This is a genomic window from Agriterribacter humi (assembly GCF_009192765.1).
Classification (GTDB): domain Bacteria; phylum Bacteroidota; class Bacteroidia; order Chitinophagales; family Chitinophagaceae; genus Agriterribacter; species Agriterribacter humi.
The window spans coordinates 112,060-136,493 of the sequence record NZ_VOHQ01000003.1; the positions used below are offsets into that span (position 1 = coordinate 112,060).

A 24,434-nucleotide genomic window follows, 5' to 3' on the forward strand; every position below is an offset into this window, starting at 1 on the left:
CGATCGGGATAATCAGATTGCTAAAGTAATAATTATATAAGGATAAAAAAAGAAAGGACTGTGTTATTATTGCATTATCTCCGGCAAGGTTCCTGTAAGGTATGCTTATCCGTTAGTACCCGCTGTATTTATTGTATTGCAGATGAATCTTTTATGATCTCTATCACCTTATCCATTTTGCCATCTCTGCCCTTCCTTATATTTTCAACCGTAGGCGGCACATAAATGTCGGGCATAACGCCCCTTCCGTCTTTTGACACATGATGATATTGCACCAGCCTGAATAAAGGCATCCTCACCTTCATTTTGGTTTCAGGCAATACCACATCCGGAATAAGTATACCGCTGTTGCCATGCGCTCCGCCGCCGGCTTCTTCACCCACAAGCAATACATTGGACTGTCCTTTTACGGCATGTGAAAATAAAGTGGAAGCCGAAAATGTGGGTCCGTTGATCAATACAAAAACCTTCCCTTTATAATGATTTTTTTCCCGGGGATGGAATACATGGTTTTCCCAGTACCTGAAATGATACCTGCCATCTTCCTTTTTAGTGGTGGTAAAAAAGAGGATCATCGAATTGAGCCATCCCGAGCTGAAATATCGTTTATACCGCCCCAGTCCATTGTGCATGGCTGTGGCTGTATCGGCTACTTTAAACGGTGTATCGCGTATATACCGGGCAAGGGAGGTATAGTTATTTACCTTGCCGCCCCCATTGGTGCGCAGGTCAATAACTAAGTTGGGAATATTTTTTTTCCGGAGTTGCCTGAAGCTTTTTCTAAAAAAAGAAGGCAGTCTTCCCTTGCTTCCAAAACTGTGTACAGTCATTATAGCCAGTGAATGGGTAGTATCCATTTTCAGCGATCGAAAATTCTCCCATTTCGCCGGCTTCTCTTCCGGGTCAATTTGTTTGTTCCTGTTTCGTATAAAGTTTCTTGCCAGGCTGTCGGTAGCCGGATCAAATAATGCAACGGTATCTGTTCTTTCAGTGCCTGTGCTGTCTGTATATTCAACTGTATATTTCTTCGACAAGCCCATAATGTTGCGGTGATAATATGGAAATGCCGCGCTGAGCCGTATATAATTCACGTTCTCTGCATAGCCGTCTGTTGGCATAAACTGAAATAGCGTATCTGCCAGTTGCTGCACATCAAGCCCGTTAATGCGGGTAATTAATGTGCCGCTTTTTAAAGTACTGTCTTTTTTATTGAGGTTGGAAGTAAGCACCATGGTATCGGGCCATATTTTCATGAACAGCGGAAAAGAGGGTTGTGCATGCTCACGCTGGCGCCTGCTGTATGCCCGTGGATAATTAAAACTGGTATGTCCGCAGTGCACTCTGGTAGTTAAAGGGGCAAGTATGGTAAAGCCAAACTGCTGCCGGGTCATAGAATCTGTAATGGCATTGTAGTATTTATCGAAATAATAATCCATGCTGTCTTTTGGCGTATACCAATACAGGGCGGGGTGAAACTCCTCCATTATTTCGCGAAGCAGGGCATAATCTTTACGCAAAGCTTCGGCCGGAAATTTTTTAGCCGGATCCATCATTTTCCTGGTGGTTCCACAACTTGCCGCGAATATTATAAGGACAGATAATAGTAAACCATGCTTAGACCTGTTTGCCATACCGGTAAAAATAAAATCCAAAATCCAAACGGAGGGGAAAAATGTGAGAATGGGGGAAATGTGAGAAATGGGGAGATGGTTGCAAGTCTCAGGTTACAAGTTGCAGGGGACATCCTGTTGTTGGCGGCTCTTCACCCTCATACCTCATGCCTGAGACCTGCAACCTACTTAAACGCATTCCAGCCCTGCGCGGTTAAAGCGTGTTTGTTGCCCGACCGGGTTATTATATGGCTGCCTTCGGACGGTTCTGTAATATAGCCAATTACACTGATCTGCTCATTCAGCACAATTTTATCGTAGTCCTCCTGCTTAATGGTAAAAAGCAATTCATAATCTTCGCCACCGCTTAATGCGCAGGCAGTAGGGTCAAGGTCAAGCTTAAAAGCAAACTGCCGCGATGCTTCGTCAACAGGAATTTTATCTTCATGCAGTACACAACCCACGTTGCTTTGTTTACAAATATGTAATATTTCACTGCTCAGCCCATCGCTTATATCCATCATGCTGGTAGGAAGTATATCGTTCTCTTCAAAAAAACTGATGATATCTTTTCTTGCTTCAGGCTTCAATAACCTGCGTAAAATATAATCCTGGCTTTCCAGGTCGGGTTGTACGGAAGGGCTTTCCATGAATATTTTTTTCTCTCTTTCCATCAGCAATAATCCCAGATAAGCCGCCCCCAAATCGCCGCTCACACAAACCAGGTCGCCTTTTTTGGCGCCATCGCGTTTTACAAAGCGATCGGGCGCCACTTCGCCAATTGCCGTAACGCTTATAATGAATCCTTTATTGGAAGTGGTGGTATCTCCTCCTACAAGGTCTACATTATACTTTTCACATGCAGCGTATACGCCTTCGTAAAATTCTTCCAGAGCTTCCACACTAAAGCGGTTGCTGATGCCTATGCTCAGGGTAATTTGCGAGGGAGTGGCATTCATAGCATATACATCGCTGATGTTTACCACTACACTTTTGTATCCCAAATGCGTGAGCGGTGTATATACCATATCAAAATGAACGCCTTCTATCAGCAGATCGGTGGTTACTACAATCTGTTTACCAAAATGATCCAGCACCGCGGCATCATCGCCTATGCTTAATACAGTGGAGGCATGATGTGTTTCATTGTTTTGGGTGAGATGATCAATCAAACCAAATTCGCCAAGCGATGCTATTTCTGTACGTGATGACATGAAAAAAGATTAAGCGTAAAAAGTGAATGATGAAATGCAGGTGCGCCCTGTTTTTCACCCTGGTTAATATTATTGAGTTCCGTTTATGCAGGCTAACAACGCATCATGTATTTTTCCGTTGGTAGCCAGTATCTGCGGTTGGTAAGGAGAATAGTAGTTGTTGCTAAAGTCTGTGATCTTTCCCCCGGCCTCTTCTACCATTAAAAAACCAGCAGCACTGTCCCATGCCTGTAACTTGTGTTCATAAAAACCATCGAACCTGCCAGCAGCTACCCAGCACAGGTCAATGGCTGCAGAACCTAAACGCCTCACCGGGATACCTTTCCGGATCAGGCCATTAAAAACATCTAACGGGCCGTTTGGCTCATCTAAAAGACTATATGGAAAGCCGGTAACCAGGCAGGAACTGGCCAGGTCGGGCTTTGAGCTTACACGGATAGGTTTATCGTTCAGGGTTGCACCCCTGCTTTTTTCGGCCACGAAAAGTTCATTTATAAAGGGATTGTATACCACTCCCAGTATCATTTTCCCTTCGTGTTCTATACCTATGCTTACACAGCAAAGCGGAATACCATTGGCGTAATTAACCGTTCCGTCTATAGGGTCAATGATCCATTTATAAGCGGAATCCATAACAATTTCCCCAATCTCTTCACTCAGGATAAAATGACCGGGATAACTTTTCTTGATAATATCAATAATGGCTTTTTCGGACGCATGGTCTATTTCTGTCACTAAGTTATTGATCCCCTCTTTGTTGGAAATTTTGAATGTGCCGTTAAACGAATCCCGCATAATGGTGCCCGCCGCTTCGGCAGCCTCTAATAAAGTTGGTTTTAACATGGCGCAAAGATAACAACTTGGAAAATGTGTATGTACATCTGCTTTCGCATATAAAAAGCCAACAGAAAGCCTTCTGTGTTTTATCATCAGCCAGCCGGGGCAATTTTTAGCTATCTATTGATAAAATTAACTTTGGAGGAAAATCAAAACTTCAAAAAAGAGTTATCTTTACCCACAAACCTAAACACATACATATGGAATTATTTAAATCCGGTAATCCCACCCTTAGTGAAAAAATGTTCAAATCAACATTAACGGCAGACCGTGAGGATGTTATGACCGTAAGAGGAACATTGAATAAATTTGGTTTCCTCTTTTTAATGGTTATGGCTACTGCTTTTTTTAGCTGGTACAGCTTTGGTAAAGGGGTAGATGTAACGCCTTACATGTGGGGCGGCGCTATAGGCGGGTTGGTTGTGGCACTGGTGATCGTTTTCAAAAAAACATGGGCTCCTTTTCTGGCTCCTGCATACGCTTTACTGGAAGGGCTGTTTGTAGGCGCTATATCGGCTTATTATAATCATGCTTTTGAAACAACAGCTCCTTTTATTATTACCCAGGCCGTTGGGTTAACGTTTGGCGTAGCCATTGCCATGTTTATTTTGTACAATATGCGCATAATCCGCGCTACCGAAACTTTTAAATCGGTTATTATAACAGCAACCGCAGGTATCGCCATTTTTTACCTCATTTCTATTGTACTTCGTTTTTTTAGCATAGATATTCCTTTTATTCACCAGGGCAGCACATTTGGAATTATTTTTTCATTGTTTGTTGTGGCTATTGCCGCCCTTAACCTGATACTGGATTTTGATATGATTGAGCGTGGTTCCGATGCGGGCGCCCCTAAGTTTATGGAATGGTATGGCGCTTTTGGCTTATTGGTTACCATTGTATGGCTCTATCTTGAAATATTAAGATTACTGGCGAAACTGAACAGCAGGAAATAAGGTGCCCCTCTAAAGAGATTTTATTTTTTATACAAAATTTACAAACCGCTGCTCGCAGGAGTGGCGGTTTTTTTATTGAACAAACCTCCATTAGAGCAATCCCGCTATCAATCCCGTCCACCCGGTTTGGTGAGATGCACCCAATCCTTTACCATTATCGCCATGAAAATATTCGTGAAATAAAATATAGTTATTAAAATGCGGATCGTTTTGGAGTTTATCGTTGTCGCCATATATAGGCCGTTTCCCATTGGCGTCTTTTAAAAACAACTGTTTCAATCGTACCGACAGCTCCTGGCTAATTTGAGCCAGTGTTAAATAATGGCCGGAATGGGTGGGGTATTCAGCCTTAAACTTATCGCCATAAAACAGGTGGAATTTTTGCAGAGATTCAATGATCAAAAAATTTAACGGCATCCATACCGGCCCACGCCAGTTGGAATTTCCTCCAAAAACCGGAACAGGTGATTCAGCGGGCGCATATTGCATGTTATACGTTCCTTCATCATTGGTTAATGTATAGGGATGCTGCTCATGAAATTTGGACAGCGACCGGATACCATATGGGCTGAGGAACTCCGTTTCATCAAGCATGCGGTATAAAATCCTTTTCATGCGGTGCTCCCGCAGCAAAGAAAGCAGGTGCATCTCATTGGCGCCTTTTTCATTCCAGCGCGAAACCAGGTTAGCAAGTTCGGGACGGTGTTTTAAGAACCAATCCAGATGCCCTCTGAATTTCGGTTGCTTTTCGAGTATGGTTTCATGTAGTATTTCCACCACAAACAAAGGGATGAGGCCAACCATTGATCTTACCTTCAGTTTAATTTCTTTACCTCCCGGTATTTTTAACTCATCATAATAAAAGTCATCTTCTTCATCCCATAAGCCACTATCATTTTCGCCCATAATAGACATGGCGCCGGCGATATACATAAAATGTTCAAAAAATTTAGTTGCCATATCCTGGTAAACGGGGTTGGTTTCAGCAAGTTCCAGCGCGATCCGCATCAGGTTTAAGCAATAGGCCGCCATCCAACTGGTTCCATCCGATTGTTCCAAGACGGTTCCTCCGGGAAATTTTTGATTGCGGTTAAATACACCAATATTATCCATCCCCAGAAAGCCGCCTTCAAAAATATTATTTCCGGTTTCATCTTTGCGGTTTACCCACCAGGTAAAGTTGAGCATCAGCTTATGAAAAACCGTTTCTAAAAAGGCGGTATCGCCTTTGCCCCCGTTATTTTTTTTATTGGTTTCATATACGCTGTAAGTTGCCCAGGCATGTACAGGAGGATTAACATCACCCAGTGCCCATTCATAAGCCGGCAACTGGCCATTGGGATGAATATACCATTCATGCGTTAGCAGCAGCAGTTGCCTTTTTGCAAATGCAGCATCCACCATTGCAAGGGTAATACAATGAAAAGCCAGGTCCCATGCCGCATACCAGGGATATTCCCATTTATCGGGCATAGAAATAATATCGGCGTTGTTCAGATGGTTCCATTCATTATTTCTTCCTGCAAGTCTTTCGGCAGAAGGTAATGGACCGGCAGGGTCGCCTTTTAACCATTGCCCAACATCATAATAATAAAACTGCTTACTCCATAGCATACCTGCTAATGCCTGGCGCTGTACATTCTTTTCATCTTCGGAACTAATATTTTTCTGAAGGTCACTATAAAAACTATTTGCTTCTTCCAAACGTTGCTGAAGCAGTTCATCAAAATTTGCAAAAGCATCATCAATCTCTATAGCCGCCAGGCGCAGTTTAATAACATGACATTGATTACCTTCTACTGTGATATCATAATGAATCGCGGCTTTTGTTCCCGTGTTCGTGCCATTAACTGTTGGAAGATGATGAACGATAAAATCATTAATACCATCTTTGCAATATTTTTTCCCATCATCATAGCCATACAATTTTTTAGTATTCGTTTCATTCGCACAAAATAGAAGCTCATTCGCATTTTGATAATACAGGCGGAATGGTTTCATACGCGTGTGCTGTACAGCAATGGACTGGTTATCATCAGCAAAAAGCGATGGCTTTTCATTATCATAACCCCACGACCAGGTATTGCGAAACCAAAGCGTAGGTAAAACCTGGAGCGATGCCGGTTGGGATGAACGATTGCAAATGGTTAATTGAATAAGGATATCATCGGTATCCACCTTGGCGTATTCAATGAAAATATCAAAATAGGCATCGGTATTAAAAATTCCGGTATCCATTAATTCAAACTCCGGCTGCAACCGGTTCCTGTTTTTATTTTCCCTGACGAGTTGCAGGTAAGGGAATTCGGCCTGCGGATATTTATACAGCATTTTCATGTAAGAATGGGTAGGCGTAGCATCAAGATAGTAGTATAACTCTTTTACATCTTCTCCATGATTGCCTTCGGCATTGGACAAACCAAATAAACGTTCCTTAATAATTGGATCCTTACCATTCCAAAACGCCGGAGCGAAGCAGAGCAATTGTTTATCATCACAAATACCACCCAATCCCTCTTCACCCCAGCGCCAGGCTTTACTTCTGGCCTTATCATGCGTAGTGAACTGCCATGCATCGCCATTGGAACTATAATCCTCCCTCACCGTTCCCCATTGCCGTTCCGATACATAAGGTCCCCATGTTTTCCATCCTTTTATTAAAAGCCGCTCCTGTTCTATATTCATATTAAGCCAATAAAAGGGTTTATAACTTAAGTTATTCTCAATATATCATTTATCCATTTTCACTAAATCCCGGATACAGGGTCATACCACCGTCAACAAATAAGGTAGTGCCGTTCACATAGTCGGAGTCATCGCTGGCTAACCACACAACGGCCGCGGCAATATCTTCCACTACACCTACCCGTTGGTATGGTATTAATTGCAGCAATTTTTCTTCTGCCTGCGCAGTAGCCCATGCATCGTGGTTGATAGGCGTTTTAATGGCTCCGGGTGCAATACTGTTAATCCGGATTTTTTTAGGAGCAAATTCCTGGGCAATGCTTTTCATCATCAGCATAATCCCTCCTTTGCTGGCGGCATAATTGGCGTGTCCCGCCCAGGGAATTACCTCGTGTACGCTGCTCATGCAAATGATTTTGCCCGCAGCTTTAGACTTTTGCGGTACGACGCCTCTTCTCAAAAATTCACGGACGGCAGCTCTTGCACAAAGAAACTGTCCGGTGAGGTTTACACTCAGCACCGTATTCCATTGCTCCAGTGTCATTTCTTCAAAAGCTGCATCGCGTTGTAAGCCAGCATTGTTTACCAATATATCAATGGTGCCGAACCGGGCTATCGTTTCAGCAAACATTTTTTCAACTTCCTCCTCGCGGCTAACATCGCATTGAAATGTAATGCCTTCACCGCCTGCTGCTTTAATGGCGGCAAGCACCATTTCCGCGGCATCTTTAGTGGCAGCTACAGGATGGTTTACTACCACTGTTGCTCCTGCTGCCGCCAGCGCATTTGCTGCACCGGTGCCAATTCCGGAACTGGCGCCGGTAATAATGGCAACTTGATTTTGTAATTTCTTTTCTGCCATGATTTTTTTAAATTAGGTAGAAGTTAAGGTTTTTCCGGGGCAGGTTCTCCAATGTACAAACTGTTTTAGGGCAGCCTGATAATCAATCCGCGATAAGCTATAATTACTTTGATTCATTTTGCCTGAACCGTTTTTGAATAGTGAGTAGTTGTTCCTGATTTAAGGAAGCGGTTTTCCGGAGTACTTGTATAAAGTTGGCCACTTCCGCTTCTGAAGCCGGGCAACCGCTGTTTTTGCCAGGTGCATCTAAAGAAGCGCCTGGCGGGCGTATTTTTGAATCGGCGAGCAGTTTCCCCTCGCTATTAAAAATCAGCCAGAAGGGGATACCTGAATTACCGGCCGTGTATCTGTTCATCAAAGCCATGGCTCCCGGATTTTGTAAATGCTCTTTTCCTTTTGATTCCATCACTACCAGGTGGCAGACGATAAAATTATCGTCAAAAAATTTTTTACATACGGGATCATTCATGGCACTATCCATTTTATGGCACCATCCGCACCATGAAGCATGAAAGATCACGAATACATTTTTATTTTCTTTTGCCGCCTGTGCATTGGCTTCATTTAAAATTTCCGTTGCAGAACGAACTTGTGTGAATGCGGTAGATAAGAACAGAAAGATAAATATTGCAAATGAGGTTAGTCTTTTCATATATTGTTCTTTTATCAAAACTACACAATTGTAATAACAGAAGATTGCAACCTCTTAGTCTGAGTTCAATACCTGTAAAAATAAAAGCGGCACAGGAGTTCAGGTGCCGCTTTTATTCATGTATCCGGAATGATTTAAATATTATTTATTCCATCAGCCTGTACAATTCATCTAAGTTGGGTGAAAGAATGATTTCTGTTCTGCGGTTAAGTGCCCGGCCTTCTGTTGTGGCATTGGTATCACGCGGGTCAAAATAGCTGTGTCCCGAGGCTACCACCCTTGCAGGGTCTACCTGGTAATCTTTCGTCAGGATGCGCACGATGGAAACTGCCCGTGCTGTGCTTAATGCCCAGTTATCTTCAAATGTTCTGCGGATAGGGATACTATCGGTATGCCCTTCTACCACGATCTGTATTTTAGGATCGGTATTCAGCACCTGGGCTATTTTACCCAATGCTTCCTGCCCGTCTTTACCCACCACTGCACTACCCGATTTAAAAAGCAGCTTTTCCTGTAAGGATACATATACTTTACCATCCTTTACAAATACATCAAGATCTTCGGCTTTATATTGGCCCAGCGCATTGTTAATGGTCTTACGCAGGTTTTCCACCACACTGCGCTGCTGATCAATAAGCTTTTGCAACGCTTCTAATCTTTTTTGCTGCTCTTCAATAGTAAGTGTAGTGTTGCTCAGTTGTTCTTTGGTGCTGGTGAGGAGTTGCTGTGCATTGTTCAGTTCCTGCTCTTTCAGGCTTTTGGCTGAAGTAATATCATTAAGCTCCTTTTTTAAAGATTCATTTTGCTGCCCGCTTTCTCTCAGGTTTTTACGCAGGGTTGAAAGGTCATTTTCAAAACGGAGACTATCCTGTTGTAATGCGTTAATGGCATTGGTAGCCTGGACGAATTTTTTCTTGGACACACAGGAGGTAAAACTGGCGCAAACTATCAAGATTGCAAGAGAAAGTAGCAGATGCTTCATAATGGAATGGTTTTTCTGTTTACAACTAACATAAATGAATAGTTGCTGTGATAGAATGATGATGCTGCCCAAAATTAAAGAAATATTTTGTTGCGCATGATTTTGAATCCCATGCACCCATATTATGCTTCCTGGCATAAAAAAACCTCCTGCTCATTCAGGAGGTGATCAAACAACAGGAGAAACGGTATAACCTACAATTTTACCAACTGCTAAAACGTACGCCCACTGCGTAAGGGTGCTGATCCACGCCGTACTGGTGTAAAGGAGTAATAGCATACGAACCATATAGGCGCACGGGTCCTAATCCCAGTTCTGCAATATAGGCGAGCTTCCATCTTTCGAGGTTAAAGTCGCCTGCGAATTTCTGTTTGCCCAGATCATCGCTCTTTTGTTTATTTCTTGCACCATACAAATAACTGGCGCTTGCACCCACGCTAATATTCAATCCGCCATTTTTGTGCCCGGGGTTTGGGTTAATATTCAGCATTAGCGGAACAGTTACGTAATCAAAAGCCAGCTTATTTCTTTTGAAACTGGTATTTTGCCTTTCCACATAAGGGTTGGGAGCCTCTATATAGCGGATACCCGATTTGTAATAATATTTATACAATTCTATTCCCGCCCCATATTTAAGGTTAACTACCTGTTTGTAGAGGCTCATGCGCTGCATAAAAAGCCAGACATTAAAATTGAAGGATCCCGTCTTTACATTAAAATCACTCTTATCAGCAGGGTGCGCCAGTGTGGCCCCATGCACAAATGACTGGGCTTCTGCAGTGCCATAATTTGTTTTATCATTGTGATTGGCAAAGCCCAGGTCCACAACAAACCAATTGGTAGAGACTTTGTTTTTCCAGCGGCTTCTGTGCGGGTTCCCTTGTTTGTGACGCATATCATCTTCACTTTTGTCTTCCTTCCCGTTTTTAATAATAATAATAGAGCCTACTCTTAAGGTATCCGTAGTGGGTTTTTCCTGTGGCATAGTATCTGTTTGTGCCATTCCTGTAAGGCATAGCAATACGCCGCCCATCATCATTAGATGTACTTTTTTCATTGTTCCTGGTTTAAAATTGATGAGTTTGTTATTTTCTGGTAATTTCAAAACTGGCAACCCGCACAACAGATTGTTTATCGTTTATGTCGGGATTTGTAACGTGATCAACAAAGCGGGACGCCTTTCTTAATAATCCACGAAACATTCCTTTTGATTTTTTTTCTGTATTATCTGTATCTAAATAGGCGATGCCTTCATCCGTTTTGGTTATCGCTTCATACATCATTTCATTATCCTTCTGTTGGAAGACAGCCTGATCAAGGATCAGGGGTTTCACTTCTTCTGCAACAACAGCACTGCTTTTGATCAACTTTTTCTCTTTAATGACAAGCGGAATCTGCGCAGCCAGTTTTTCAGTTTGATCAGCAGAAGGTGGTTCATGATCAACAGCCATCGGCGCTTTTATTCTTTCAGCATTTGCAATACTGTTTGCTGGCGCCCGGAGCCTGTTCAATGTACGGTTGCTGTTCTTTTGTTCTTTGTTAGCGGCCATTGCATTTTTATTGGCCGACTCTTCTTTTTCCGTTGCAGCCAACTGCCCGCCAGATCCTTTTAATTCCATCAAAGGAGGGGCTTCTTTTGATTCTTTATTTTCATTTTGGATGGGCTCCCGGGGAGTTAGCCACTTTTCCACCGCCAAGGATTGCTCTTTTGCCTGGCGGGGAATAATGTTGCCGGCGTTCATCCACAGCCAACTGCCTATTGCTATAATGGCAGCGGCCGCAACCATTCGTCTCCACTGCAATAAAAGCACCCGTGCCGTTGTTTTTTTTGTACGGTACAATGAATCCTTATTGGCAAATACAATTGCATTATGGGGTTGTAATTTTACACGTTGCAAAAGTGTAAGTTCTGCCTTCTTCTGCGGATGTGCTGCTATAAAATCTTCTACTTCCTTTTGTTGTTCTGCATTGAGCTCGTCATCTGCATACAACACAAAATATTCTTCGTAATTGTTTGTAGTAATGAGGGAGGACGTTGATTTATATAAGGCTGTTTTATGCGGGAAGGGAATTATTTCATCGGTAGAGAGGCGGGTTTGCATGAGGGATTGTAATTCTTCCTTCATGTCGGCATGGAGGTCAACAAAGGCTTCCACCACTTTACGCTCTGCCATATCCAGTTCATTATCTGCATACAGCAGAAAGAACATTTCGTAATTATGCCTGTTAATTTTCATGTTTAATTTTTTTCTTGTCACTTACCACTTATATCACATTTTCCATTTTAACCAGGTATTCTTTTAATTGCAACCGGGCGCGGTGCAGGTATACTTTTACCTGGCTTTCGCTCAGTCCCGTTATTTTGCCAATTTCTTCGTACGAATAACCTTCATAATCTTTCAGCATCACCAATGAACGTTGGGTCTCGTTCAATCTTGCCAATGCCTGCTCCAGTATTTTTCTTACACTGTGCTTTGGCTGCGCAATACCGGCATCTTCCCTGAAATCTTCTTTTAAGCTTATGCGTTTCCCTTTCCTGATGTGATCAATCATTTGGTTATAGGCCACAGTAAACAGGTATGATTTGCTTTTTTCATAGTGTACTTCATTCCTGTTTCGCCACAACTTTTCAAATGCGGTTTGTACTACATCGCGGGCATCTTCTTCATGCCTGAGATTTTTCAGGATAAATCTGTATACATTGTCTGCATAGCAGTTAACACATTCATTATACTCTCTTTCGGTCATACAGTCAGTTAAATTCCCTTAAAATTACCTCCCTAATGTGTGATTTTGTTTATTATACGGTTAAACGGCATAAAAGTTACATCAAAGTAAAAATTAAATGATATAGGTTTGCAGCCAGGCGTTAAATCCTTAAAAACATTGAAGTGAATAACCCGGTACACGATATTATTTTGGTGAATGAAAGGGATGAGCAGGTAGGTACCATGGAAAAAATGGAGGCACACCGCAAGGCGCTCTTACACAGGGCTTTCAGTGTATTTATTTTTAATAATAAAGGAGAAATGTTGTTGCAGCAGCGGGCCCGGGGCAAATATCATAGTGCGGGCTTGTGGACCAACGCCTGTTGCAGCCATCCCCGTCCGGGTGAAACCACTATAGCCGGTGCTCAAAGGCGGTTAAAAGAGGAACTTGGTTTTGTTGTTCCCCTGCAGAAAGCCTTTGATTTCATATATAAAGCCGGTTTTGATAATGGTCTTACAGAAAATGAATTTGACCATGTATTTATGGGTGAATATGAAGGAGAAATTGTGCCGGATCCATCGGAGGTAAATGCGTTTTGTTATAAGTCAATGGATGCGATCCGGGAAGAACTGGAAGCAGATCCCGGTCATTATACAGCATGGTTTGCCATTGCTTTTCCCCTCATTAAGGCACACAGAAAAGGGATTTGAGTCAAACCAGCATTTTCTTCATCACCTCTGTTAATTCGCCTTTGGTAATAGGTATACCCATGATTTTATTATAGGCTTTGGCGTCTACCAGGTATTTGTCGCGGATAATTTTAATGAGCTGTCCATTATTGATCTCAGGAATAAGTACCTGTTCAAAGTTTTTAATGATATCCCCAAGATTGCGTGGAAATGGCCTTACATAACGGATATGCGCATGGGAAACTTCATGCCCCTGGGATTGCAGTTCTGCAACAGCGCTTTTTATAACTCCATAAGTAGAGCCCCAGCCAAGCACCAGCAATTTGCCTTTTTCCGCACCACTGTCTAATCGTTGTTCGGGAATATCATCGGCTATCTTATCTACCTTTTCTTCCCTGATCTTTACCATCAACTGATGATTTTCAGGATCATAGCTTACATTTCCTGTAATATTTTGCTTTTCAATGCCGCCAATACGATGTTCCAGTCCGGGTGTGCCCGGCACTACCCATGAACGAACCAGTTTTTCATCGCGCAGGTAAGGATGATATTTTTCTTCCCCATGCCCCAGTTCTTTTTTGAAATGAACCGGCACTTCCGGTAAATCACTGCTTTGGGGAAAACGCCAGGGCTCGGCTCCATTGGCAATATAACCATCACTTAAAAAAATAATGGGGGTCATGTGCTGCACCGAAATACGGCAGGCTTCATATATGGCATCAAAACAATCGTGCGGTGAAGAAGCGGCAACTACCGGCATAGGACATTCTCCGTTTCTTCCATAATATGCCTGCAATAAATCACTTTGCTCCGTTTTGGTGGGTAAACCGGTAGAAGGTCCCCCCCGTTGAACATCTATAATAACCAGTGGAATTTCAAGCATAACAGCCAGTCCCATTGCTTCTGTTTTTAAAGCCATCCCGGGCCCGGAAGTGGTAGTAACACCCAGGCTGCCCCCATAGGCAGCGCCAATGGAAGCGGAAATTCCTGCAATTTCATCTTCTGCCTGGAAAGTACGTATGCCAAAGGACTTATGGCGGCTGAGCTCATGTAAAATATCCGAAGCTGGTGTAATGGGATAGGACCCCAGGAATATGGGCAGCCCGCTTTTTTGAGAAAAAGCGATCAGCCCGTAAGTGAGCGCCTGGTTGCCCATAATAGAGCGGTAAGTGCCGCTTTCCATGCGTGCTTTGGCTACGGTATAAGTGGTGCCAAAAGCCTCAGTGGTATCGCCATAATTATATCCGGCTTTAAGCACTTTTACATTGCTTTCAAATATTTCGGGTTTCTTTCCAAATTTTTCTTCAATGAACTGAATCGTATTGTCCATGCTGCGGTTGTACATCCAGTATAAAAAACCCAGTACGAACATGTTCTTCGCCCTGTCTTTTTCCTTGGTACCCATGGTAATATCCTTCAATGCCTCGCGGGTCATTTTGGTAACATCCATTTTTATTACCTCATAGCTGCTGAGGCTGTCGTCTGCTAAGGGATTAATACCATCAGGATAATTGGCCAGCCTGAGGTTTTTAACATCGAACCCGTCCGTGTTGGCGATTATTCTTCCCCCTTTTTTCAGTGACTTCAGATTTACTTTCAAAGCTGCCGCATTCATGGCCACCAGCACATCGCATTCATCGCCGGGTGTGTACACCATATCACTGGAAAAACGCAACTGGTAGCCACTTACGCCGGGTAATGTGCCCTGCGGAGCGCGTATCTCTGCGGGGAAATCAGGGAAAGTGGCCAGATCTATACCCAAAAGGGCGGTGTTATTGGTGAACTGGCTCCCGGTAAGCTGCATGCCATCACCACTGTCTCCTGCAAATTTGATTACTACTTCCTGTAAAACTTCTGTCTTAGTAGCCATTGTTCTTATTTAAATGAAACTTTGCAAAGTTAGTTCAACATGCATTTGCGCAGGCAAAAATTTCAGTCATGAGTTTGTCTGAATATGGGAATTACAGATAAGATTTTGCGGCCTTCTTTAAAATTTCTTAATTCGTTGCTTTAATCTGATATTATTGTGCTTTCTGTAATCATCGTTAACTATAACGTAAAATATTTCCTGGAACAATGCCTGTACGCCGTGTATAAGGCAGGGCGGGGTATTGCAATGGAAGTAATAGTAGTTGACAATCATTCTGCCGATGGCAGCCGCGATTATCTCGAAGAGGGCTTTACGCAGGTGCAATTTTACTGGCTCAGCGAAAACCTGGGTTTTGCAAAAGCCTGTAATTTGGGCTTAGTACATTCCACGGGGGAGTATATTCTTTTTTTAAATCCCGATACCATTGTTGGCGAAGATTGCTTTGAAAAATGCATTGATTTTTTCAAATCACATCCACAGGCCGGCGCCCTGGGTGTACGGATGATTGACGAATCGGGTCATTTTTTAAAAGAAAGCAAAAGAGCTTTTCCTTCACCGGCAACTTCTTTTTTTAAGCTCACAGGGCTTGCCCGTTTATTTCCCCTTTCCACACGCCTTGCAAAATATTATCTCGGCAACTTAAGCGAAGGCCAAATCCATGAAGTGGATGTGCTGGCCGGCGCTTTTATGATGATAAAGAAAACCGTGCTGGATATTACCGGCGGCTTTGATGAAGCTTTTTTTATGTATGGCGAAGATATTGACCTGAGCTACCGTATTCAAAAGCAGGGGTATAAGAATTATTATTATCCCGGAGTAACCATACTTCATTTTAAAGGAAAAAGTACCCCTCAGAAAAACATGCGCTATGTGCGTATGTTTTACCAGGCCATGCGGGTTTTCGCTAATAAACATTATGGAAAGCACAGATCCGGCTTATATAATGCCTGCATACAAGCAGGTATATGGTTAAGGGCGGCTATAGCGAATTTGCTGTACTGGATAAGAAATAATGCAAATGCGGCTAAAAAGCAATTTAATAAAATACAAAACAAGGAAAGTTCAAGACAGGTGCTTGTTATAGGTGAAGAGGAAAATTATAAAGAGGTATTGGCATTGATAAACAATACCAATAGCAGGAAGGCCTGGAAAATTGATTTTTTACCGGTTGAGCAAAATGCTGCGGGAAGCCACAGTAATATGTCCGGCATATTAAAAAATGGCAATATCAAAAACATTGTTATTTGTGAAGGAAAATACGCTTTCGGAGAAATAATAAGGTTAACAGAGGGGCTGAACAGCACGGGAATAAGGGTAGGGATACATGCTGCCGGGAGTAAAGGCATAGCCTGGGAGTTGTTTATGCGGCAATGACAGGCATTGTAAGGAACATGCTATGAAATATTTATTATTTATTTGAAACGTGTGCTTAAGAATATACCGGGGCACAAAACAACTGAATTTGCAACGTCTGTATAGTACAAAAGCTACAGGAATTTAGGCACATACGAACTAGTGTCATACATTTGCCCGTTAACAAAATATCATTTAACCCATCTCTATTCAATGGGGCTTATTGAAATACCGATTCCTAAAACAATTGCAAGAACATTAAAATTGCATGCGGGGCCGCAACAGCGGCAACAAGGCCGTGTTTTAAAAAAATTATTAAAAAAGGCACGATACACCGAGTTTGGGCAGACCTATCATTTTGATGAAATATTGCTGCACAAACACCCTGAGAAAATGTTTCAGCAACATGTTCCTGTTTTTGATTACGACAGCATCTACAGTGAATGGTGGCACCGTACATTAGACGGTATTCCCGATGTATGCTGGCCGGGGAAGATTGAATTTTTTGCACTTAGCTCAGGCACTTCGGGATCTGCCAGTAAATATATACCCATTACCAACGACCTGATGCGGGGTAACCGTATCGTAATGATCAAGCAAATGCTTACCCTGCGCAATTATGAAAATATTCCTGTACGGTCTATCCGCAAAGGCTGGCTCATGCTGGGGGGAAGTACTGATCTGCAAAAAGGGCCCGGTTACTATTCGGGCGACCTGAGCGGCATTACCGCTAAAAAAGTGCCTTTCTGGTTTACTCCTTTTTATAAGCCGGGAAAAAAAATTGCACGCACCAAAGACTGGAATACCAAGTTAGATGAGGTGGTTGAGCAGGCCCCTCACTGGGATATAGGATTTGTAGTAGGTGTGCCGGCATGGATCCAGATGTGTATGGAGATGATCATAGATAGGTATCACCTGAAGAACATACATGAAATATGGCCTAACCTTGCCTTTTATGTGCATGGTGGCGTAGCATTTAATCCTTATAAAAAAGGGTTTGAAAAATTGCTGGGCAAACCACTTACCTATATTGAAACCTATCTTGCCTCGGAAGGTTTTATCGCTTACCAGGACAGGCAGAACGGAAAGGGGATGAAATTAAGCACCAACGAGCATATTTTTCTTGAATTCGTTCCTTTCAATAATCAAAATTTCGATCCTGAAGGAAATATTAAAGCCAATGCACAGGCGCTGCTTTTAGATGAAGTGGAAGAAGAAAAGGATTATGCTATTTTACTGAGCACTTCCGCGGGAGCATGGAGGTATCTTATTGGAGACACTGTAAGGTTTACAGATAAAAAAAGATCGGAAATAATTATTACCGGAAGAACAAAACATTTCCTGAGCCTGGTGGGAGAACACCTGAGTGTTGATAATATGAATAAAGCCATTCAACTGGCGGGACAGCAAATGAATATTTCCATTCCCGAATTTACGGTCGCGGGCATTCCTTATGAATCATTTTTTGCACATCACTGGTATGTTGCCTGTGATGATGCCGTAGATGCAGAAAAGCTGCGTGTAGCTATAGACAATAATCTGAAAGACCTGAATGATGACTATGCTGTAGAAAGAAGGAGTGCATTGAAGGAAGTATTACTGACGGTTTTGAGTGAAAAGAACTTTATGGAATTTATGCAGCAAAAGGGCAAGTTGGGCGGGCAACACAAGTTTCCCAGGGTTATGAAGGGGAAAATGCTGGAAGAATGGCAACAATTTATTACTTCTGCAACCATATAAACGATGTTCCCTGTTTTCGTTAACGGTTTTTTACAAGAACAGTTAACCATGGTTTCTTACATTTATACCTTCAAATTGATGAATCTAAAAGGTAAATCATGATTGAGGCCCTTTTGAAAGGATTGGCTTTGGGGTTAATTTTAGCCTTATCTGTAGGTCCGGTTATTTTTACTATAATCAAACAAAGTATTTATAATGGCCATGAAGGTGGTTTTAGCTTTGTAGCAGGAGTATGGATAAGCGACATCGTTCTGGTGATATTAAGCAATGCGTTTACCGAATTGGTAAAGGAGCTGCTGGAATATAAAAAGCTGATCGGCTATACCGGAAGTTCGTTTTTACTGGCCATGGGCGTATATTATCTTTTTTTTAAAAAAGTTAAGATCAGGGCAAACGGCAGCGGGCTGGAAGTTAAATTAGACAGGAAGGATCATACCCAGATCTTTCTTTCCGGATTTCTGATCAATACCCTCAATCCAAGCGTTATTATCTTTTGGCTGGTAAACGCCACTGCATTTGCGGTTACCCATACACTTCAGCAGCGTATCATAATATTTACCACATGCATATTGTTCAATATACTGGCAGATGCTGCCAAAGTATTGCTGGCCGGCAGTTTGCGCAAAAGATTAACCGTGCATAATATTTCATTGATCACAAAAATTTCAGGAGGTATCTTAATTGGATTTGCCTTTGCTCTTATATACGGAATAATTTTTTGGAGTGATAAGGTGCATTAAGGTTACAAGTTACAGGTTGCAAGGTTACAAGGGTATCGGGTCAAAAGACCTCAGCTACAAACCATAAATTTATTTCATGCGCAAACTTCTATTGCTGCCGGCATGCTTTTTCATTTCTCTTTTTTCATTCTCCCAACAGAGTGATTTTTTATCATTCAGGAAAAAAGACCGCACCATCAAAACTTATTTTAGAGGAATGCTCATTGAATTTATTCATCTTAACGGGTCGGCGGTAAATGGAGTTATTGAGAAGATTTATAACGATACCATATACATGATACAGTATGATGTTAGAATGTCTCCCACCCCATGGGGTACAAACGTGCAGGATACCATTGGTCACTATGATCTGCAGTTTCACTATAAAGAAATAGCTGCCATACCCAAGCCGCCAAAAGCATTTGAATTTATACGCAATGGTACATTGTTTATGATAGGCGGCGGAGGTTATGCTTTCCTGCACACTTTTAACGGACTGATACAAAAAAGAAAAATTTATCCTTCAACCCTGGCCATTTCAGGTGGTGTGGCAGTGCTGGGTTTTACAATGCGTAAGCTGAGGAAATATTATTACCCTGTAGGAAAAAAATATAAAATGGAATATATAAAAATGTCATCACCGCAGAAATAACGCGTAAGGCTAATGCATTTGTTTTATTTTGCAGCCTTATTATTTTGCATATTGTGAAAAATTTCTTTGCCCGCGTTTGGCGTTTTTGTAAAAGGCTGTTCCTGATCCTATTCATTTTACAATTTGTATATATTATTATTTTGAAATGGATCAATCCCCCCATAACGCTTACCCAGTTAGGTAGCTTCCTGAGTGGCAACGGGCTGGCAAGAGATTATGTTACTGCTGATAAAATATCTCCACATGCCGGTTTAGCCGTTATTGCTTCGGAAGATCAGCTTTTTCCCGATCATAATGGCTTTGACTGGAAAAGCATTCAAAAAGCGATTGAAAAGAACCAGAAAAAAAAGAACAGGATCGTGGGCGCATCCACCATTAGCCAGCAGGTAGCCAAAAATGTTTTTTTATGGCAGAGCCGCAACTGGATTCGCAAAGGAATGGAAATGTATTTCACTTTTATGATCGAATGGATATGGGGAAAGGAGCGCATACTGGAAGTTTACCTTAATGTTGTTGAAATGGGGAAGGGTATATTTGGCATTGAAGCCGCTGCGCAGCATTATTTTAAAAAACCTGCCGCTAAACTTACCAGGAGTGAAGCAGCTATGATCGCATCATCATTGCCTAACCCTGTCCGGTACACGGTAAAACCTTTATCACGCTTTGTAGCGGTTCGCTATCCATGGGTGCTGTTGCAAATGAATATCCTGGATGGTGATGCAGATATAATAAAGGTTTTGACCGGCAAAAAAAATAAAAAAGGTTCACCATCTCAGTAATGCACTGCCCCATGTAAAGCCACTTCCAAATGAGGCAAGACAAACCAGGTCGCCTTCCTTTATTTTCCCTTTTTCCCAGGCTTCGCACAAGGCTATAGGAATAGATGCAGCGGTTGTATTACCATATTGCTGGATATTATTGTGCACCTGGTCGTCTCTTAATCCCAATTGATTCTGAACAAACTGGCTGATGCGTAAATTGGCCTGGTGCGGAATCAGCATATTGATATCAGCGGGTGTAAGTTGATTGGCAGCAAGCGCTTCCATAATCACTTCGGGCATTTTTACAACAGCCTTTTTAAATACGGATGGCCCATCCATAAAAGGAAAATTCTGAGCATTGTCAATCATGTTATGGCTCATGAACATATTTGCTATTTCAGCATCATCAAAATCTGCCAGTTGCTTTTCTGTCCAGTAATTGGCATGCGTACCCGGGTTGTACATTGCTAATAATTCAGCGCTTTCCCCATCGCTGTGCAAGTGTGTGCTTAATATTCCCTGCTTATCGTTTTCTGCAGGTTGTAATACTACAGCACCCGCACCATCTCCAAAAATAACAGACACATTTCGACCCCTGGTGCTGAAATCCAGCCCGAAAGAATGTTTCTCACTTCCTATCACCAGGATATTTTTATACATGCCCGATTTAATGAACTGGTCGCCCACACTTAGCGCATATATAAATCCGCTGCATTGGTTACGAACGTCCAATGCACCTATTTCTTTCATTTTCAGCGCCCGCTGAACCAATACGCCACAACCCGGAAAATAGTAGTCGGGGCTTAATGTGGCAAAAATAATAAAGTCAATATCCTGTGCGGTAGTACCCGCCCTTTCCATTGCTTTTTTTGCAGCCTCCACACCCATAGTAGTGGTTGTTTCACCGGTGCGTTTTGCATATCTTCTTTCTTTAATGCCGGTACGTTCCTGTATCCATGCATCATTTGTATCCATATATTTTTTCAGATCATCATTGGAAACAACCTGTTCGGGAACATACATTCCTATTCCGGCAATTTTTGTGCGCAACATAGCAAGCGTTTTAACGGTGAAAATATTCAGATATAGGCCAGTAAGGCAACGGAAATATAGAAAGAAATGAGGGAAGTATATGGTATTATTTCGCCGGTAATTGTATAGGCAAAGAAACTTTAGTATCGTCCCATCCAATCCACAACAGTGCACCCTCACCGGATTTTTCAGTTTCCATAGTAAAAGCTTCTATGGTGCTGCTTACATGAGAGACAGGTACAGTGAATTTGAAAATATCTTTTTGATCATCTATTCTCAATCCCCAACTGTATAAATCACTATTCAGAATAAGTGTCCATTCTGCTGGTTGAGGTATACAATACAGCATATACCTTCCTTCAGGAATTTTTGTTTGTTGTATGATAACATCTTCAAAGAATTCTATTTCTGTAGCCTCATTCGCTCCCAGGCGCCAGTGTTCGCCATATTTTACCAGTGTTCCGAAAATTTTCCTGCCGTTTTTCTGTGGCCTGCTGTATATTACTCTTAATGCCGGGGCTGTCGTTATTTTACCCATCATCTTCAGCTTGGGATATTCCGGGGGAAAGTATATGATATCCATTGGTGATTTGTCCAGCATGTAAAAGCTGTTGCCATTTTCCTGCCGGGGAACGGGTAAAATAGTGGTATCTGCTGCTGTTTTTTGAGATGGGGAGTGAGCATCGCAGGAGCAAAGCATCAAACACAATAACACACTACCTATACTGTATAAATTGCAGGACGGATGAGTCATATACGAAACATGATCTTTTATAATGTAACGGGCAGTGATACTTTTACGTCTTCCCAAGTAATCAGAAGGCTGGCGCCTGTATCCGTTTCTTTAAACATCATGGTAAAAGATTCAACAGGTTCAGCATTTTTTTCTGTTTTAATATCTGTGCGCAGAATGTCTTTTTTTGCATCATACGCAAACGATCCCCACACATCATTGTCTTTATTAATAATCACTGTCCATTTCTCTTTGTAAGGGATAGCATACATCGTATATCTTCCTTTTTTGATTTTAGTATTGGCGATTTTTACGTCTTTAAAAAGGTCTAATTCTGTAGCTTCATTTGCCCCGAGCCGCCACACCGCCCCATATTCAACCAGTTCACCAAATACCTTCCTGCTTTTTTTCTGTGGCCGGCTGTATATGATTTTCATCACGGGTGTTTGCGGAGCAGATTTCCTGATCTTAAGAATAGGATAATCAACAGGAAGGTAGATCATATCCATTGGAGAATTGTCTAAAGGGGGCCAATTTTCCTGTGCACCGGCAGAAATTACAAGCATGAGCCCAAGCGTAAAGGCAAGTATTTTTTTCATAGGGAACAAATGTACAGGTTTGCATGATTATGAAAAAGATAATAATGACCGGTTGATTTCCTTTTTGTCAGGCAGTAAGAACCGATTGAAAATGCTGCCACGCCATTTTTTTTACATCTGGGAAAAAAGCATCATAGCATTCACGCAGTTCATTGTAGTGATTTTCAAAAACCTCAAAAGCCTTTTTACTTTCTGTTAAGTAGGTCGCCCGGTGCACCAGTCCTCCGAAACTGTTTTGAATGCCCCGCCTGTAGTGGTAGTTATACAACCAGTTTTGCTTTTTCATATACGGTAGCATATTGCTGAAACCTTCAGGCAGGTAAGCATTATACTGATCAAGCACTGCATAGGTTTGTTGTGAAAATTCCATTAGCCGGCTATGGTTAAATTCGTTGCTGTCATTTGCCAGAAAGTGATCATACACAACATCAACAAATGCACCCGAATACAACCTGTAATGGGGCCTAAAAAATTGTTTTGCGAACGTGGTAGTCTCATGCAAATCTGTAAAGTTGTCAATAGCACGGTGCAGCATGATCCCTTTTTTAATGAGATCAGGATAATCTTCTTTTTTTTTGCCTTTTACAAAATCACTGATCATATTGCCCACTAATATTTGCGGATGCCGGAAAGATAAAAAGGCATGAGCCAGGTAATTCATAGAATTTTATGAAAATGATATATGGGATTTATAAGGATCCGTGTAATTGTTTTCGTACATAGTAAACCGCTCGTGTGATTCTAAAAATTTGTGTCTTCTAATATAAGATAATACCGGCAGATGCCATCTATCTTTATATTTTTCAGATTGTCAACCTTTTAACATCTGGTATGTATGGAAGAATTATTTTTGCCGGTACTAAATTAGCTTATATGCTGTTACAGCCTGTTGAAGCAGTGGACACCATTACGCCAGAAGGTTTTAAAAACCAATATTATGACCCAGGGAAACCTGTAGTAATAAAAAGCATGTCTAAGGATTGGCCCGCATATCATAAATGGACATGGGATTATTTTAAAGAAATGGTGGGCGATAAGCGGGTGGGCATTTTTAATAATAATAAAAGTGACGCTTTTACACCGGTAAATAAAGCCGATGAGTATACCAGTTTTGGCGAATACATTGACATGATCAGGAAAGGACCGGCAGGCTGGCGTATTTTTTTGTTTAATATTTTTGATCACGCACCTCAATTGACACACGATTTTGAATGGCCGGATGATTTTATGAAAGGATTTATTAAACGGTTTCCCATGCTTTTTGTAGGCGGAGCGACTTCTGTTACACATCTCCATTTTGATATTGATCTTTCGCATATCCTGCATACACAATTCGTGGGCAGAAAAAGAGTATTGCTTTTTCCCTATGAAGAGCAGCATAAACTATACAGGAAGCCTTTTGAGGTATTGAGCCTGGCCGACTTTTCCCGTTATTATGAGCATAACGGCACACCGGATTACGACCGGTTTCCGGCTTTAAAGTTAGCAAAAGGATACGAGGTAACTTTACAGCATGGCGACACCCTGTATATGCCGGCCGGATACTGGCATCATATGGAATATATAGACAGTGGCTTTGCCATGAGCCTGAGAGCACTCCACCAGGGTATAGGGGGTAAAGTGAAAGGCGCCTGGAATTTAATAGGCATGCGCAATATAGATACCCTTATGAAAAAGACCGTTCCCAAATGGTGGGATCAGCTTAAGAACGAAAAGACCATGATCGCTGCTCAAAAGGTACTGGAAGAAACTGAAGCCTGACTCAACCTGCTCATCCCA

General features: G+C 42.0%; 23 protein-coding genes. 8 read left to right on the forward strand and 15 right to left on the reverse strand.

The window, feature by feature from the left end; translation table 11 throughout:
* Positions 1 to 128 precede the first annotated feature (128 nt).
* The 3 genes from FRX45_RS06895 to FRX45_RS06905 all read right to left on the reverse strand — a co-directional run bounded on the left by FRX45_RS06895 (position 129) and on the right by FRX45_RS06905 (position 3,754).
* Positions 129 to 1,631, reverse strand: coding sequence for a S41 family peptidase (locus FRX45_RS06895; protein WP_152267678.1), 1,503 nt, complete (start codon positions 1,629 to 1,631; stop codon positions 129 to 131).
* Between the two features lie 164 nt (positions 1,632 to 1,795).
* Positions 1,796 to 2,824 (reverse strand): thiamine-phosphate kinase, encoded by a 1,029-nt coding sequence (thiL, locus tag FRX45_RS06900; RefSeq protein WP_152267679.1) that lies wholly within the window; start codon positions 2,822 to 2,824, stop codon positions 1,796 to 1,798.
* Between the two features lie 69 nt (positions 2,825 to 2,893).
* Entirely contained in the window at positions 2,894 to 3,754 is an 861-nt protein-coding gene (locus FRX45_RS06905; protein WP_226805047.1) for an inositol monophosphatase family protein, read from the reverse strand.
* A 107-nt stretch (positions 3,755 to 3,861) separates the two neighbouring features.
* On the opposite strand from FRX45_RS06905, the gene FRX45_RS06910 reads away from it, so the two are divergent.
* On the forward strand, positions 3,862 to 4,617 hold the full coding sequence (locus FRX45_RS06910; protein ID WP_152267680.1) for a Bax inhibitor-1/YccA family protein: 756 nt from the start codon (positions 3,862 to 3,864) through the stop codon (positions 4,615 to 4,617).
* A gap of 90 nt (positions 4,618 to 4,707) precedes the next feature.
* On the opposite strand, the gene FRX45_RS06915 is transcribed toward FRX45_RS06910, so the two are convergent.
* The 7 genes from FRX45_RS06915 to FRX45_RS06945 all read right to left on the reverse strand — a co-directional run bounded on the left by FRX45_RS06915 (position 4,708) and on the right by FRX45_RS06945 (position 12,546).
* Positions 4,708 to 7,302 (reverse strand): MGH1-like glycoside hydrolase domain-containing protein, encoded by a 2,595-nt coding sequence (locus FRX45_RS06915; RefSeq protein ID WP_152267681.1) that lies wholly within the window; start codon positions 7,300 to 7,302, stop codon positions 4,708 to 4,710.
* 49 nt (positions 7,303 to 7,351) lie between these two features.
* Positions 7,352 to 8,164, reverse strand: coding sequence for a glucose 1-dehydrogenase (locus tag FRX45_RS06920; RefSeq protein WP_152267682.1), 813 nt, complete (start codon positions 8,162 to 8,164; stop codon positions 7,352 to 7,354).
* Positions 8,165 to 8,267: 103 nt separating this feature from the next.
* Positions 8,268 to 8,816 (reverse strand): thioredoxin family protein, encoded by a 549-nt coding sequence (locus FRX45_RS06925; RefSeq protein ID WP_152267683.1) that lies wholly within the window; start codon positions 8,814 to 8,816, stop codon positions 8,268 to 8,270.
* Between the two features lie 145 nt (positions 8,817 to 8,961).
* A complete protein-coding gene (locus FRX45_RS06930) occupies positions 8,962 to 9,798 on the reverse strand; it encodes an OmpA family protein (protein ID WP_152267684.1) in 837 nt (278 codons plus the stop codon).
* Between the two features lie 202 nt (positions 9,799 to 10,000).
* On the reverse strand, positions 10,001 to 10,855 hold the full coding sequence (locus tag FRX45_RS06935) for an outer membrane beta-barrel protein (protein WP_152267685.1): 855 nt from the start codon (positions 10,853 to 10,855) through the stop codon (positions 10,001 to 10,003).
* A 28-nt stretch (positions 10,856 to 10,883) separates the two neighbouring features.
* The gene (locus tag FRX45_RS06940) at positions 10,884 to 12,035 is read right to left on the reverse strand and encodes an anti-sigma factor family protein (protein WP_152267686.1); all 1,152 of its coding nucleotides are present in this window, start codon (positions 12,033 to 12,035) and stop codon (positions 10,884 to 10,886) included.
* Between the two features lie 28 nt (positions 12,036 to 12,063).
* Positions 12,064 to 12,546 (reverse strand): RNA polymerase sigma factor, encoded by a 483-nt coding sequence (locus tag FRX45_RS06945; protein WP_152267687.1) that lies wholly within the window; start codon positions 12,544 to 12,546, stop codon positions 12,064 to 12,066.
* Positions 12,547 to 12,689: 143 nt separating this feature from the next.
* Between FRX45_RS06945 and idi the strand changes: the two genes are divergently transcribed.
* Entirely contained in the window at positions 12,690 to 13,217 is a 528-nt protein-coding gene (gene idi / locus FRX45_RS06950; protein WP_193311611.1) for an isopentenyl-diphosphate Delta-isomerase, read from the forward strand.
* A gap of 1 nt (position 13,218) precedes the next feature.
* On the opposite strand, the gene FRX45_RS06955 is transcribed toward idi, so the two are convergent.
* On the reverse strand, positions 13,219 to 15,066 hold the full coding sequence (locus tag FRX45_RS06955) for a 2-oxoacid:acceptor oxidoreductase subunit alpha (RefSeq protein WP_152267688.1): 1,848 nt from the start codon (positions 15,064 to 15,066) through the stop codon (positions 13,219 to 13,221).
* A 156-nt stretch (positions 15,067 to 15,222) separates the two neighbouring features.
* Between FRX45_RS06955 and FRX45_RS06960 the strand changes: the two genes are divergently transcribed.
* From FRX45_RS06960 to mtgA, 5 genes are all read left to right on the forward strand, one after another.
* Entirely contained in the window at positions 15,223 to 16,440 is a 1,218-nt protein-coding gene (locus FRX45_RS06960) for a glycosyltransferase family 2 protein (protein WP_193311612.1), read from the forward strand.
* 192 nt (positions 16,441 to 16,632) lie between these two features.
* Complete coding sequence (locus FRX45_RS06965; RefSeq protein WP_152267690.1) at positions 16,633 to 18,159, forward strand: GH3 family domain-containing protein; 1,527 nt, start codon at positions 16,633 to 16,635, stop codon at positions 18,157 to 18,159.
* 98 nt (positions 18,160 to 18,257) lie between these two features.
* Positions 18,258 to 18,899 (forward strand): LysE family translocator, encoded by a 642-nt coding sequence (locus tag FRX45_RS06970; protein WP_226805049.1) that lies wholly within the window; start codon positions 18,258 to 18,260, stop codon positions 18,897 to 18,899.
* A 76-nt stretch (positions 18,900 to 18,975) separates the two neighbouring features.
* Entirely contained in the window at positions 18,976 to 19,530 is a 555-nt protein-coding gene (locus FRX45_RS06975) for a hypothetical protein (protein WP_152267692.1), read from the forward strand.
* A gap of 53 nt (positions 19,531 to 19,583) precedes the next feature.
* Positions 19,584 to 20,309 (forward strand): monofunctional biosynthetic peptidoglycan transglycosylase, encoded by a 726-nt coding sequence (gene mtgA, locus FRX45_RS06980; protein WP_193311613.1) that lies wholly within the window; start codon positions 19,584 to 19,586, stop codon positions 20,307 to 20,309.
* Here the strand turns inward: mtgA and FRX45_RS06985 are convergent.
* The 4 genes from FRX45_RS06985 to FRX45_RS07000 form a co-directional block, all read right to left on the reverse strand.
* Positions 20,295 to 21,344 (reverse strand): 3-oxoacyl-ACP synthase III family protein, encoded by a 1,050-nt coding sequence (locus tag FRX45_RS06985; protein ID WP_152267693.1) that lies wholly within the window; start codon positions 21,342 to 21,344, stop codon positions 20,295 to 20,297. The two genes, mtgA and FRX45_RS06985, sit on opposite strands and share 15 nt — an antisense overlap.
* A gap of 85 nt (positions 21,345 to 21,429) precedes the next feature.
* Complete coding sequence (locus tag FRX45_RS06990; RefSeq protein ID WP_152267694.1) at positions 21,430 to 22,077, reverse strand: DUF2911 domain-containing protein; 648 nt, start codon at positions 22,075 to 22,077, stop codon at positions 21,430 to 21,432.
* Positions 22,078 to 22,094: 17 nt separating this feature from the next.
* Entirely contained in the window at positions 22,095 to 22,655 is a 561-nt protein-coding gene (locus tag FRX45_RS06995; RefSeq protein ID WP_152267695.1) for a DUF2911 domain-containing protein, read from the reverse strand.
* Positions 22,656 to 22,722: 67 nt separating this feature from the next.
* Positions 22,723 to 23,316, reverse strand: coding sequence for an acyl carrier protein phosphodiesterase (locus tag FRX45_RS07000; protein ID WP_152267696.1), 594 nt, complete (start codon positions 23,314 to 23,316; stop codon positions 22,723 to 22,725).
* 170 nt (positions 23,317 to 23,486) lie between these two features.
* On the opposite strand from FRX45_RS07000, the gene FRX45_RS07005 reads away from it, so the two are divergent.
* A complete protein-coding gene (locus FRX45_RS07005) occupies positions 23,487 to 24,416 on the forward strand; it encodes a cupin-like domain-containing protein (RefSeq protein WP_226805051.1) in 930 nt (309 codons plus the stop codon).
* Positions 24,417 to 24,434 lie beyond the last annotated feature (18 nt).

Bases quoted from the DNA above. Each gene is read 5' to 3' on its own strand.
- FRX45_RS06895 (WP_152267678.1), bottom strand. From the start codon at position 1,631: ATGGCAAACAGGTCTAAGCATGGTTTACTATTATCTGTCCTTATAATA.
- thiL (WP_152267679.1), bottom strand. From the start codon at position 2,824: ATGTCATCACGTACAGAAATAGCATCGCTTGGCGAATTTGGTTTGATT.
- FRX45_RS06905 (WP_226805047.1), bottom strand. From the start codon at position 3,754: ATGATAAAACACAGAAGGCTTTCTGTTGGCTTTTTATATGCGAAAGCA.
- FRX45_RS06910 (WP_152267680.1), top strand. From the start codon at position 3,862: ATGGAATTATTTAAATCCGGTAATCCCACCCTTAGTGAAAAAATGTTC.
- FRX45_RS06915 (WP_152267681.1), bottom strand. From the start codon at position 7,302: ATGAATATAGAACAGGAGCGGCTTTTAATAAAAGGATGGAAAACATGG.
- FRX45_RS06920 (WP_152267682.1), bottom strand. From the start codon at position 8,164: ATGGCAGAAAAGAAATTACAAAATCAAGTTGCCATTATTACCGGCGCC.
- FRX45_RS06925 (WP_152267683.1), bottom strand. From the start codon at position 8,816: ATGAAAAGACTAACCTCATTTGCAATATTTATCTTTCTGTTCTTATCT.
- FRX45_RS06930 (WP_152267684.1), bottom strand. From the start codon at position 9,798: ATGAAGCATCTGCTACTTTCTCTTGCAATCTTGATAGTTTGCGCCAGT.
- FRX45_RS06935 (WP_152267685.1), bottom strand. From the start codon at position 10,855: ATGAAAAAAGTACATCTAATGATGATGGGCGGCGTATTGCTATGCCTT.
- FRX45_RS06940 (WP_152267686.1), bottom strand. From the start codon at position 12,035: ATGAAAATTAACAGGCATAATTACGAAATGTTCTTTCTGCTGTATGCA.
- FRX45_RS06945 (WP_152267687.1), bottom strand. From the start codon at position 12,546: ATGACCGAAAGAGAGTATAATGAATGTGTTAACTGCTATGCAGACAAT.
- FRX45_RS06955 (WP_152267688.1), bottom strand. From the start codon at position 15,066: ATGGCTACTAAGACAGAAGTTTTACAGGAAGTAGTAATCAAATTTGCA.
- FRX45_RS06965 (WP_152267690.1), top strand. From the start codon at position 16,633: ATGGGGCTTATTGAAATACCGATTCCTAAAACAATTGCAAGAACATTA.
- FRX45_RS06970 (WP_226805049.1), top strand. From the start codon at position 18,258: ATGATTGAGGCCCTTTTGAAAGGATTGGCTTTGGGGTTAATTTTAGCC.
- FRX45_RS06975 (WP_152267692.1), top strand. From the start codon at position 18,976: ATGCGCAAACTTCTATTGCTGCCGGCATGCTTTTTCATTTCTCTTTTT.
- FRX45_RS06985 (WP_152267693.1), bottom strand. From the start codon at position 21,344: ATGTTGCGCACAAAAATTGCCGGAATAGGAATGTATGTTCCCGAACAG.
- FRX45_RS06990 (WP_152267694.1), bottom strand. From the start codon at position 22,077: ATGACTCATCCGTCCTGCAATTTATACAGTATAGGTAGTGTGTTATTG.
- FRX45_RS06995 (WP_152267695.1), bottom strand. From the start codon at position 22,655: ATGAAAAAAATACTTGCCTTTACGCTTGGGCTCATGCTTGTAATTTCT.
- FRX45_RS07000 (WP_152267696.1), bottom strand. From the start codon at position 23,316: ATGAATTACCTGGCTCATGCCTTTTTATCTTTCCGGCATCCGCAAATA.
- FRX45_RS07005 (WP_226805051.1), top strand. From the start codon at position 23,487: ATGTATGGAAGAATTATTTTTGCCGGTACTAAATTAGCTTATATGCTG.